Below are 12,465 nucleotides of genomic sequence, written 5' to 3'. Positions count from 1 at the left end.
CTTTATTCTCGAAAGAGATTTCCTTTACTTCTTTGCTTTGCGGGTCGATACTATAAATTTCATCGGGCTGAGACAGAGAGTGGCGCATGGCGATCAAACAGTTGTCGTTTACGGGAGCCAATGAGGCATAATCGTAATATCCGGTCGTGATTTGTTCGATTTTTTTATCGAGCCCTACTTTGAAAATGTGTATTTCTCCCTGATAGGCCGAACGGATATAGAGAGATTTTCCGTCGGGACTCCAAGCCAATTCATCGGTGCTGTAATCGAAGTCGGAGGTCAGGTCTTGTTTTTCTCCTGTTTCCATGTTCATGATGAAGAGTCGATTTTTGTCCGATTCGTAACCCTCGCGTTCCATGCTGCCCCATGCCAGATATTTCCCATCGGGCGAGAACGCCGGTGTAGTATCGTATCCCATCATGCCCTCGGTAAGGTTTTTGGTTTCTTGGGTGGAGAGGTCATACAGATAAATATCTGAATTTGTCGATAAAGAATATTCCATACCGGTTTTCTTTCGGCTGGTATAAGCGACGGCTTTACTGTCGGGAGTCCATGCGAAAGATTCGATACCACCGAATGGCTTCATGGGGGATTCGTATGGCTCTCCTTCCATAATGTCGGTAATATCGGTTAACTGTTTACCGTCGAATGAAGCGATATAAGGGTGGGGTATCTCTTCCACCCACTCGTCCCAATGCTTGTACATTAAATCGTCGATCACACGTCCTGTCGCCTTATCGAGGTCGGGATAGAGGTCCGAGGCTTTCTCGCTGTATTTCACGTTGCCGATGAAAAGTATATGTTTCTCGTCGGGCGAGAATAAAAAACCGTGGACACCTTTCTCATGGTGGCTTATTTGTCGGGCATTGCTACCGTCGGCATTCATAATCCATAATTGTGAATCTCCGCTCTTTCCCGACAGGTATGCTATTTGTTTGCCTCCGTCGATCCATACGGCATTACCTTCCGATTCGGGAGTACAGGTGATTTGCTTTTTGTTTTGTCCGTCGATGTCCATGACGAAGAGCTCACGGTTACTTTTGTTCTGTTCCAGATTTTCGTAAGAGACACCATACAAAATTTTACTCTTGTCGGGAGAAACTACGGGACCGCTTACTCTGCCGAATGCCATGAGCACTTCTGTGGTCATGATTCCATTCTCGACTTTTACGGGTTGTTTGCCGATTACGTCTCCGGTTTTTCCGGTCGGCTGACAGGCCGTTACTAATAAAGTTCCTGCCATCATCATACAATTTAGTTTGTTCATAAATAACGGTTTATAGTTTATTTATTGTTCGGTTTTTTCTTTTTTTGCCTACTCTTTGCCTCACTTACGATTCTTGCTGGTTTTCTCCACGGGGTGTTCCCATATAGTTTTTCCGCCAAATCGTTTCTGTGCATGCGTTTGAGCGAATTTTGTATGTCGTTTCTCTTTTCGGGGAGATACCAGAAGAAATATTTGCGTTGGTTTAACTTCTCTTCCGGTTTTCGGGCTGTGAAAACTTTCTCACCGGTGTAGGGGTGTATTCCTGTATAATAAATTTCGGTGGACAGAGTCATAGGAGTAGGCGTAAAATCCTGTACTTGTTCCAATTTGAAATTCATTTGTTTTGTCAAAGCCGCCAATTCTGCCATATCTTCCTCTGTACAGCCCGGGTGGCTCGATATGAAATAAGGGATAATTTGCTGGTTCAGACCTTTTTCCTTGTTTATTCGTTCGAAAATTCGTTTGAATTCTTCGAAGAGAGAGAACGAGGGTTTGCGCATGATGTTGAGAACTCGGTCCGAAGTGTGCTCCGGGGCTACTTTCAGTCGACCGGAGACGTGACGGGATATGAGTTCCTCTGTATAAAGCCGAGTACAATGGTTTAACTCATTATCTTTGTGGCGGTGGAGCAAAAGGTCGTACCGTACCCCGCTACCGATAAATGATTTTTTTATGCCGGGTAGGGCATCGACGGCTTGGTATATATCCAATAAAGACGAATGGTCGGCATTGAGATTCGGGCAGATTTGAGGAGCTAAGCAGGAAGGTCGTTTACACTTTCGGCAAAGTTCTTCATTTGCCCCGTGCATTCGGTACATGTTTGCCGAGGGGCCTCCCAAATCGCTCAGATATCCTTTGAAGTCGGGCATATCGATGATTTGTTTTACCTCTTTGAGAATGGACTCTTTGGAGCGGGAGGCAATGAATTTGCCCTGATGTGCCGAAATGGTGCAGAATGCACATCCGCCGAAGCACCCTCTATGCAGATTGACCGAAAACTTTATCATTTCATATGCTGGAATTGTTTTCCCTTTGTATTTGGGGTGGGGCATACGGGTATAAGGAAGGTCGAACGAGGCATCTATTTCCGTTTCGGTCATGGGCGGGTAAGGAGGATTGACCATAATTGCCCGCTCTCCCACGCTTTGCCAAAGTCGCTTAGCGTGGTATTTATTGGATTCTTCCTCGATGTGCTTGAAATTTTCCGATTGCTTCCGTTTGTGGAGTAGGCATTTTTCGTGTGATGCGAGGACGATATTCCCTTCGTCTTCCATAATGCGAGGCATATTCGAAAGAGGTTGTATGCTTGCTGTTTGTGGAATGTCGTCGAGCTGTTTTATGTTCTCACCCTGTTGTAACCGGCGGGCTATTTCGATAATGGGACGTTCCCCCATTCCGTAAATTAACAAATCGGCTGGGCAGTCAGCCAGAATGCCGGGCAATAGTTTGTCTTGCCAGTAGTCGTAGTGAGTCAGGCGTCGCATAGAGGCTTCGATTCCCCCCACGATAATCGGAGTGTCCGGGAATAACCGTTTTAAAATACGGCTATAAACGATTGTAGGATAGTCGGGCCTCATGCCATGCCGGCCATTGGGAGTATAGGCATCGTCGCTCCTCAATCTCTTGTTTGCGGTATAATGGTTCACCATCGAGTCCATAGCTCCCGCCGAAATACCGAAGAATAACCGGGGGATACCCAATTTTTTGAAATCCCGCAAATCGTCTTGCCAGTTAGGTTGGGGAACGATAGCCACTCTCAATCCTTCGGCTTCGAGCGTGCGTCCGATCACGGCAGCCCCGAAAGAGGGGTGGTCCACATAAGCGTCTCCCGAGAATAGGATTACATCGACGTAATCCCAGCCTCGTAAATCCATCTCCTTACGGGTGGTCGGTAACCAATCTTGTAATCGGTATTCTTTCATTTTCTTGTTAATAGAGCCCTTCAATCTTTCCGTTTACTACTTTTATTTGATGTGCTTGCGGGTGCTTGGGGAGACCCGGCATGCGTAGCATCTCTCCGGCTATGGCTACGATAAAGCCAGCACCTGCATTTAATTCTATGTCGTTGATGGTAAATTGAAAATCTTTAACCAACCCGTATCGTTTCGGATCGGCTGAAAATGAATATTGGGTTTTGGCGATACAAACCGGTAAATGATTTAGGTTCCAGTTCTTAATTTGTTTCAGCTTCTTCTCGGCTTTTTGACTGAATACGACCTCTCCCGCACCGTAGATAGTGTGCGCAATCTTTTCTATTTTTGCAGCCGGGGAATCGTTATCGTCATAGGTGAAACGTAACGGACGAGACGGATTGTTTTCTATCTCTTCGACAACGGCATGTGCCAAATCGGCGGCCCCGATACCGCCGTCGGTGTAAGCGTTGTTCACGACGCATCTTATACCTTTTTGTTCGCAATGGCGCATGATGAGTTCTATTTCTTCATCAGTATCGCTGGTGAAACGGTTGAGAGCCACCAATACAGTTTGTCCGAAAAATTGCAGGTTTTCGATGTGTTTGTCGAGGTTGGCGAATCCTTGAATGATACCTTCTCTGTTCGGTTTCGTTATGTCTGCTTCGGGAACGCCTCCGTGCATTTTCAGCGATAATGTGGTCGCTACGAGGACTGTCAAATCGGGACGAAGTCCGCTTTGACGGCATTTGATATTGAAGAATTTTTCGGCCCCCAAGTCGGCTCCGAAGCCCGCTTCGGTTACGACATAGTCGCCGAAAGTGAGAGCCATGCGGGTGGCTATGGCCGAATTGCAGCCGTGAGCAATGTTGGCGAACGGCCCTCCATGTACGAGTACAGGATTATGTTCGGTCGTTTGCACCAAATTAGGTTCTATCGCATCGCGTAACAAGGCGAGCACAGGGCCTGTGATACCCAAATCGTTTACCGTGAACGGCTCTCCATTATAACGATGTGCAACGACGATACGGCCGATGCGTTGTTCCATGTCTTCCATATCTTTCGAGAGACAAAGAATCGCCATGATTTCCGATGCAGGAGTAATGTCGAATCCTGCTTCCGTGGGAATCCCGTTGTTGAGTCCCCCCAATCCGGTCACAATCTGCCTTAGTGATCGGTCGTTCATGTCCATTACCCGCCTCCAAAGTATGTTTTTCAGTCCACTGCCCTCGGCTCGGTTCTGGAAAATATAGTTGTCCAACTGTGCGGCTATTAAGTTGTGAGCCGACGTAATGGCATGGAAATCTCCGGTGAAGTGCAGATTGATTCTTTCGGGAGGTAGTACTTGTGCGTACCCGCCGCCGGTAGCTCCGCCCTTAATCCCGAAACATGGACCCAGCGAAGGCTCTCGTAAAGCGATGATGGCTTTCTTACCGATATGGTTGAGTCCCATGCCCAATCCTATGCTCACGGTCGTTTTTCCCACACCGGCTTTGGTTGCGGTAATAGCGGTTACCAATATGAGGTGGCTCTTTTTCGCTTTATGGTCGTCGATAAGTTTGAGCGGTACTTTGGCTATATAAGGACCGTAGTGGAATAAGTTTTCGACAGGAATACCCGCTTTGCGGGCTATGGTATCTATTTCTTCCAAGACTGTGCTGTCGGCTATTTCAGTATCACTTTTCATAAATTCAGGTAGTCGTGGTTGTTTTTTGATATAAATCTTCTAGTTTTATAAGCTCGTCCCGATATTGTGCCGCTTCGATGAAATCCATTTTTTTTGCCGCTTCGACCATCTGTTTGCGAGTACGTTCGATGGCCTTTTGCAACTGTTCTTTCGACATATATTTGACGATAGGATCGGCGGCGATATCTACATGTTCCCGATATTCGTCGCTGTACGCTTTTGTCGGTTTGGTCGCTTTGGACGGTTGCGCCTGTTGTTTTGTATCTGCATTCGATATGAGCACCGAGCTCTTCGACTTTTGTATCGCTTGGGGAGTGATATGGTTTTCTTCGTTGTAAGCTAACTGTTTCTCTCTCCTTCTATTGGTCTCGTCTATGGTTTTTTGCATGCTTTCGGTGATTCGGTCGGCATACATGATTACCCGCCCATTGAGGTTTCTTGCGGCCCGTCCTACGGTTTGTGTCAGCGAACGATGCGAGCGTAGGAAGCCTTCTTTATCGGCATCGAGTATGGCCACTAACGAGACTTCGGGTAAATCCAATCCTTCGCGTAAGAGGTTAACCCCGATAAGCACGTCGTAAACACCCGCTCGTAAATCGTCCAAAATTTTAATACGATCGAGAGTGTCGACATCGGAGTGTATATAATTACAGTTGATGTCGAGCTTGGCGAGATAAGCGTTCAGCTCCTCGGCCATACGTTTGGTTAGGGTCGTTACCAGAACTCGTTCGTCGCGTTCTATCCTTAGTTGTATCTCTTCTAATAAGTCGTCGATTTGGTTCAGGCTGGGACGTACCTCTATGATAGGGTCGAGCAATCCCGTCGGACGGATAACTTGTTCGACGACGATACCTTCGCTCTTTTCCAATTCATAATCGGCGGGAGTGGCGCTTACATAAATGATTTGCCGAGCCAATCCTTCGAATTCGTCGAATTTCAAAGGCCGGTTGTCTACGGCGGCAGGTAGTCGGAATCCGTATTCTACCAAATTCATTTTTCGGGATCGGTCGCCTCCGTACATCGCTCGGATTTGCGGTACGGTCACATGGCTCTCGTCGATAATCGTTAGGAAGTCTTTGGGAAAATAATCGAGCAGGCAGAAAGGTCTGGTTCCCGCTTCTCGGCCGTCGAAATATCGGGAATAGTTTTCTATCCCCGAGCAGTGGCCTATTTCCCGAATCATCTCCACATCGTAGGTCACCCGTTCGTAAAGCCGTTTGGCTTCTAAGTTTTTTCCGATAGATTTGAAAAATTCTACTTGTTTACCGAGGTCGATTTCTATCTCTCCGATAGCTTTGTCTATTCGCTCTTTGGTCGTGACGAATAGGTTAGCCGGAAAAATTTTGTAAGCATCGAATGTCCCCGTGCTGTTTCCCGTCGCAGGGTCTATGGTACGTATTGACTCGATTTCTTCGCCCCAGAACTCGATACGGACAATCACGTCGTCATAGGCGAGATAAATGTCTACCGTGTCGCCCTTCACTCTGAAATTACCCCGGCTCAGTTCTATCTCGTTACGGGAGTACAGCGAATCGACGAAGTGTCGCAATAGTCGGTTCCTTCCGATATTGTCGCCAACCTTTATGTCGATGACATTGCTGTGAAAGTCCTCGGGATTCCCTATACCGTATAGGCATGAAACCGAAGATACCACGATAACGTCCTTACGACCCGAAAGAAGGGCCGATGTGGTGGATAGACGCAACCGGTCTATCTCTTCGTTGATGGCTAAGTCCTTTTCGATATAAGTGTCGGTCGAGGGTATATAAGCCTCCGGTTGATAATAATCGTAATATGAAACGAAATATTCTACTGCATTTTCGGGGAAAAAACTTTTGAACTCATTATATAATTGTGCGGCCAGAGTTTTGTTGTGGCTTAAAATGAGAGTCGGCTTCTGGACCCGCTCGATTACATTCGCCATAGTGAATGTTTTTCCTGACCCGGTTACACCCAATAGAGTCTGATAGGGAGTCCCGTCGAGTATTCCCCGACTTAACTCGTCGATAGCCTCCGGTTGGTCCCCTGTCGGACGATAAGGTGAAATGAGTTTAAAGTCCATTGAAATCGATTCTTTAATAAGATTCCGGGATTACAAAACAAAGGACTAAATAAACCAGCAGGGCGAGGCCTATTGTCCCGATAGATAACAGTACACAGATGATACGGACCACGGTAGGGTCTATACCTAAATATTCACCTATACCTGCGCATACGCCGCCTAACATGCGGCCGTTGCGGGGACGGGTAAGTTTCTTTATCGTATTCATTTTATGTTTGATAATTTTTCAGATACAAAGATAGTGAAAGGTGAGAGCAGAGACAAACGGAAATGAAATTTCCGATTGGGCTATGCCGAACCGCATCCTATTTTCGCTACTGTGCAAAGATAGTGAAAGGTGAGCGTAGAGGCAAACGGAAATCATATTTTCGACTTGGTTATGCCAAGCCTCCTCCTATTTTGTATTTCCTTTCGAAGATAATAAGACAAAACGTACCTGTCTGTTTTTCATAAAGGCCGGTATGAAAATATGAAAGATAATATATTTGCTGATACTGACAAAAAAAGTTGGTCGATATAAACTTTATTATTACCGATAAATAAGGAGTCTTTATCCCGGTCATCGTTAAATTTCTCTTATTTCCTTTCTATATTCGTGTGAAATCTCTAACTTTGCAAACTGATAAATAAATTAATAATGAGAAAAGTAATCTGTTCGATAGTTTGTGCTTTACTCCTTGTGTCGTGCGGCGAATATAATAAGATACTGAAAAGTACTGATTATGAGCTGAAATACGACTATGCTAAGAAGGCGTTTGAACGGAAAAAATATATGCAGGCTGCGACCTTGCTCGAAGAGTTGGTTGCAATTTTCAAAGGAACGGATAGGGCAGAAGAGTCGTTGTATTTATTGGCTCGGAGCTATTATTTGAATAAGGATTATATTACGTCTGGCGAATATTTTCAGGCGTATTATAAAAATTATCCCAAAGGGGAATATACCGAATTGGCCCGTTTTTATTGCGGATATGGTTATTATTTGGACTCTCCCGAGGCTAAATTGGATCAAACAGGCACTTATAGAGCAATCGATGAAATGCAGCGTTTCCTCGATTATTTCCCGAATAGCGAACGGGCTAAACAGGCACAGGATATTATTTTTGAGTTACAAGACAAACTTGTGTATAAAGAGCTATTGAATGCCCAGCTATATTATAATTTGGGTAATTATATGGGGAATAATTATCAATCGGCTATCATTACGGCGCAAAACGCTTTGAAAGAATATCCCTATACGCGATATAAGGAAACTTTGTCCATGTTGATTTTGAAGTCGAAATATCAAGAAGCGGTACAGAGTATCGAAGAAAAGAAACCTGAGCGTTTTCGCGATGTCATCGACGAATACTATTCGTTTATCAACGATTATCCTTCGGGAGAATATTCGAAAGAAGCCGAGAATATTTTTAAAGTGGCGAATAAATACGTAAAAGATTAATCTTTAAAATAATGGATTACAAGAAAACAAATGCACCGACAAACACCGTAACACGCGATATGGTGGCGTTGTCTTCCGACACGGGAAACATTTATGAAACGGTTTGTATTATTGCCAAGAGAGCCAATCAAATTGCAGTTGAGATGAAGACCGATCTTGAAAAGAAACTTCAAGAATTCGCTTCTTGCAACGACAATTTGGAGGAGGTTTTTGAAAATCGGGAACAAATTGAGATCTCTCGTTATTATGAGAAATTGCCGAAACCGGTTCTCATTGCTACGCAAGAATATATAGAGGGTAAAGTATATTATAAAAATCCCGAGAAAGAAAAATCGGCTATTGAATAATAGTCTGTAAAGTATACCTGCAAGCCGCACTATTCTGTATGATGATGGTGCGGCTTGCAGATTTCTTTGTCTGTCGGTACAATCGTTTTATTTGTTTGTTACCGAGAAAAGTAAAAAGCTCAATTAGTTCATTAAAACTATGATTAATAGAATATTAATCCGTTCCAAAGTCGTTCAAATAGCCTATTCGTATTTCCTGACGAAAGACAAGACTGTTATGGAAGCTGAGAAAGAATTGTTTTTCAGTTTCGAAAAATCTTACGAGTTGTATCATTTATTATTGACTTTGATGGTCGAATTGACCGATACGCAAGCTGCAAGGGTGGAAGCTGCTCGTATGAAATTCTTGGCGACTCCCGAGGAGAAGAATCCCAATATGCGCTTCGTTAATAACCGGTTTATCGAGCAGTTGAGGAATTGCGACGATTATAAAGATTACCACGAGAAGAAACCTGTGACTTGGACCAATGAACCGAAGTTCCTGAGAGACTTTTCGGAGCGTATCGTAAAGAGTGAATTGTATAAAGAGTATATGGATTCTTCGGACGATTCTTATGAAAACGATTGTGAGTTCTGGAAAAAAGCCCTTAGGGCTTTGATCTGCACCGACGAGGAGTTGACGGAATTGTTAGAGCAAAAGTCTTTATATTGGAATGACGATTTGGAGATTATAACGACATTCGTTTTAAAAACGATCAAACAATTTAGTGAAGAAAACGGAGGCCCGCAATCGTTATTACCGATGTTTAAAGATGACGACGATGCTGAATTTGCCAAAGAGTTGTTCAGGAATACATTGATTCATGGGGGAGAATATCGCAATTATATAGAAAATTTCATCAAAAATTGGGAGATCGAGCGTGTCGCTTTCATGGATATTGTGATTATGATGGTGGCTTTGAGCGAGTTTCATAGATTCCCTTCGATACCGACAAGAGTGACTTTGAACGAATATATCGAGTTGGCAAAGGCTTATAGTACATCGAAGAGCGGGCAGTTCGTAAACGGAGTATTGAATGCGATAGCCGATAACCTTAAAAAAGAAGGTGTTCTAACAAAAGAATAATGAAATTTGTTATATATTTGTGCACGGGTTTTAGGATCCAAGTATAAATTTTTTATTAAAAGCTAAATTATGACAGTGTTATCAATTTTTTTACAAGCTGCAACGGGGAGTGGAATGTCGAGCATTCTGATGATGGTTGCATTGATCGCTATTTTTTATTTTTTCATGATTCGTCCTCAGACGAAGCGTCAGAAAGAAATTCGCAAGTTCCGTGAGTCTCTCACCACTGGTGACAAAATTGTTACGGCAGGAGGTCTATTCGGAAAAATAAAAGAGGTTAAATCCGATTCTTTTATTATCGAAATAGCCGAGAATACTCGTGTTCGTATTGCCAAAGATTCTGTTTATCCTTCTGCTGCCGAAGCTAAGGATAGCGGAGCCGATCAAGCTAAGTAATCTATTTTTTCAAAGGACTCCTTTGCAGGAGAATAAGAAGATAAGGTTTTTTATCAAGGAACATCGGTTCTGTCGATAAAAAACCTTATCTTTGTTGTATGTAGTCGTTGCATGATATATGGAAGAGAATATTTCAGACCGCATAGTAGCAAAGTTTAAGTCGATTATCCAGAGGATTGGTACTGCATTCCGTCAGGAACGCACGCGGGAATTGTTTACATTTTTGGGGTTTGTTCTCCTTTCGTTGATATTCTGGTTTATGCAAGGGCTGAATGAGGAGGTTGAAAATTCTTTCAAAATACCGATAGAACTACAAAACCTTCCCGAGAAAACGACTCTTATTAATGATCTCCCGTCTCATATCGAGGTGAGAGTACGGGATAAAGGTCCTGTTATGTTGGGGTATGCGATAGAAGGATTGTCCCCGTTACGGATTAATTTTCAGGAGTATGATAAGGGGAGAAATTCTTTTTTGTTGTTGTCGTCTCAGCTTGAAACTATATTGCGAAAGTCCCTCCGTTCGTCAACGAGTATTGTTTCGATTATTCCCGATACGTTGAAAGTGATGTACACACACAATGCCGGTAAACGGGTGAAGCTGGTTGTGAAAGGTGTCGCATCGACTACACCTCAGTGTGTACTGAGTGGTGATATGACAGCCGATGTCGATTCGGTGATGGTTTATGGAGAGTCTTCCTTATTAAAACGAGTTAAAGAGGTTTATACGACCGATTTTGAAGCAAAAAAGTTGAACGATACCCTTCGCACGGTTGTCAAGATAGCGAAGATTCCGAATCTTCGAATTGTTCCTGAACAGGTGACCGTCACCATACCTGTGGAAGAAATGACCTCTAAAATTCTCGATATCCCTGTAATCCCGCAAAATGTACCTTCGAATTGGTCTCTTATCACATTTCCTTCGTCGGTGCAACTTTCTTGCATGATGCCGTTTAGTAAGTTTGCGGCGGTCGATGAAGATAGTTTTTTATTGGGAGTCGATTTTCTGGATTTGTCGCGGCGGCGTCTCTCTGATAAATTAGGGGTGAAGATATTGAATGCACCGGAATATGTCCGAAATATAGTGTTGTCGCAAGACAGTGTCGATTATATTTTGGAGCAGAAAAGACCTGCATTTGTAGTTCCTGTCGATTCTGCCAATCGAGTAACACCCGATTCGATATGAGACGTATAGGTATTACCGGTGGCATAGGTAGTGGCAAGTCGGTTGTCTCTCGGTTGCTGCGTATAATGGGATATTCTGTATATGATACAGACTCGGAAGCGAAGAGGCTGATGGAATCTTCGTTGGAAGTCGTGCAGAAACTATCGGAGTGCTTTGGGAGAGATATATATCATAACGGTCGATTGAACCGGGGTTTGTTGTCCTCTCGGGTATTTGGAAAGTCGGATAAGATAGTATTGCTTAATTCCATAGTACATCCGGTGGTACGCTTCGATTTCTATCGATGGTCCGAATCTCTAAACGAGGAGATATGCTTTGTGGAATCGGCTATTTTGTATGAATCCCGGTTTGACGAACTGGTAGATGAAGTCTGGACGGTGACAGCACCGGAAGAGTTAAGAATAAGTCGGGTTCGCCAGCGTAGCGGTTTGACCGAGGAAGAGATAAAAAAGCGTATGGCTGCTCAATTGTCCGAGGAAGAAAAACAGAGAAGAGCTGCTCATATTATTTGGAATGACGGTAATGTATCTGTTATCCATAGGGTTTTATCTTTATTGAAGTCATTGGAATGAGAATTTTTCGTTTTGAAGACGGTTAAACCGGACAAGAATATTATTTTTGTGGTTCGAATGATTTAAGTAATTAAATATAAAACGAAAATTTTATGTTAAAAACGATTTTATCTATTTCCGGTAAACCCGGTTTGTTCAAATTGATATCTCAGGCAAAAAATATGCTGATCGTGGAATCTCTGCAAACGGGGAAACGGCAACCTGCTTATGCCCATGAAAAAATCATATCGTTAGGAGATATCGCTATTTTCACCGATGAAGAAGACGTTCCTTTGAGTGAAGTATTGAATGCGATAAAAGAAAAAGAAAATGGAGCGAAAGTAACATTGGATATCAAGAAAGCCGATAATGAAACATTGCGTGCATATTTGGCGGAAGTGCTGCCTAATTTCGACCGTGAACGTGTCTATCCGACCGATATAAAAAAATTGATAAGTTGGTATAACTTGTTGGTCGAAACCGGTAACACCGATTTTGTGGAAGAAGAAAAACCTCAAAAAGATGCCGATGTCGAGAACACGGCAGCAACGGACGATT

The 12,465-nt window shown here is 43.5% G+C and carries 11 protein-coding genes and 1 pseudogene; 7 read left to right on the top strand and 5 right to left on the bottom strand.

The window, feature by feature from the left end:
* The 5 genes from QVD32_RS08265 to QVD32_RS08245 all read right to left on the bottom strand — a co-directional run.
* Positions 1 to 1,267, bottom strand: a 1,267-nt coding sequence (locus tag QVD32_RS08265; protein ID WP_502795838.1) for a TolB family protein, incomplete at its 3' end; no start/stop codon positions are given.
* A 17-nt stretch (positions 1,268 to 1,284) separates the two neighbouring features.
* Entirely contained in the window at positions 1,285 to 3,189 is a 1,905-nt protein-coding gene (locus tag QVD32_RS08260; protein ID WP_118687231.1) for a YgiQ family radical SAM protein, read from the bottom strand.
* Between the two features lie 7 nt (positions 3,190 to 3,196).
* Entirely contained in the window at positions 3,197 to 4,864 is a 1,668-nt protein-coding gene (locus tag QVD32_RS08255) for a formate--tetrahydrofolate ligase (RefSeq protein ID WP_118687230.1), read from the bottom strand.
* Between the two features lie 4 nt (positions 4,865 to 4,868).
* Positions 4,869 to 6,926 carry an excinuclease ABC subunit UvrB gene (gene uvrB / locus QVD32_RS08250; RefSeq protein ID WP_118687229.1) on the bottom strand — a complete coding sequence of 686 codons (2,058 nt, stop codon included), beginning with the start codon at positions 6,924 to 6,926 and terminating at the stop codon, positions 4,869 to 4,871.
* 13 nt (positions 6,927 to 6,939) lie between these two features.
* Positions 6,940 to 7,134, bottom strand: coding sequence for a PspC domain-containing protein (locus tag QVD32_RS08245; protein WP_008861820.1), 195 nt, complete (start codon positions 7,132 to 7,134; stop codon positions 6,940 to 6,942).
* A gap of 426 nt (positions 7,135 to 7,560) precedes the next feature.
* On the opposite strand from QVD32_RS08245, the gene QVD32_RS08240 reads away from it, so the two are divergent.
* The 7 genes and pseudogenes from QVD32_RS08240 to QVD32_RS08210 all read left to right on the top strand — a co-directional run.
* Positions 7,561 to 8,364: an outer membrane protein assembly factor BamD gene (locus QVD32_RS08240; protein ID WP_195343062.1), complete on the top strand. Its 804-nt coding sequence runs from the start codon at positions 7,561 to 7,563 to the stop codon at positions 8,362 to 8,364.
* A gap of 11 nt (positions 8,365 to 8,375) precedes the next feature.
* Complete coding sequence (locus QVD32_RS08235) at positions 8,376 to 8,711, top strand: DNA-directed RNA polymerase subunit omega (RefSeq protein ID WP_008861822.1); 336 nt, start codon at positions 8,376 to 8,378, stop codon at positions 8,709 to 8,711.
* Positions 8,712 to 8,850: 139 nt separating this feature from the next.
* Complete coding sequence (gene nusB, locus QVD32_RS08230) at positions 8,851 to 9,777, top strand: transcription antitermination factor NusB (protein ID WP_008861823.1); 927 nt, start codon at positions 8,851 to 8,853, stop codon at positions 9,775 to 9,777.
* A gap of 69 nt (positions 9,778 to 9,846) precedes the next feature.
* Positions 9,847 to 10,173 (top strand): preprotein translocase subunit YajC, encoded by a 327-nt coding sequence (yajC, locus tag QVD32_RS08225; protein WP_021891370.1) that lies wholly within the window; start codon positions 9,847 to 9,849, stop codon positions 10,171 to 10,173.
* A gap of 118 nt (positions 10,174 to 10,291) precedes the next feature.
* Positions 10,292 to 11,356 carry a YbbR-like domain-containing protein gene (locus QVD32_RS08220; RefSeq protein WP_021891369.1) on the top strand — a complete coding sequence of 355 codons (1,065 nt, stop codon included), beginning with the start codon at positions 10,292 to 10,294 and terminating at the stop codon, positions 11,354 to 11,356.
* Positions 11,353 to 11,928: a dephospho-CoA kinase gene (gene coaE / locus QVD32_RS08215; protein WP_008861826.1), complete on the top strand. Its 576-nt coding sequence runs from the start codon at positions 11,353 to 11,355 to the stop codon at positions 11,926 to 11,928. The genes QVD32_RS08220 and coaE overlap by 4 nt, the downstream gene beginning before the upstream one ends.
* Before the next feature lie 92 nt (positions 11,929 to 12,020).
* Positions 12,021 to 12,452, top strand: a pseudogene (locus QVD32_RS08210) (DUF5606 family protein); the annotation flags it as partial.
* Positions 12,453 to 12,465: the final 13 nt, after the last annotated feature.

The organism is Barnesiella sp. (assembly GCF_022723415.1).
Lineage (GTDB): Bacteria > Bacteroidota > Bacteroidia > Bacteroidales > Barnesiellaceae > Barnesiella > Barnesiella intestinihominis.
This window is presented reverse-complemented; position numbering and strand designations above follow the sequence as displayed.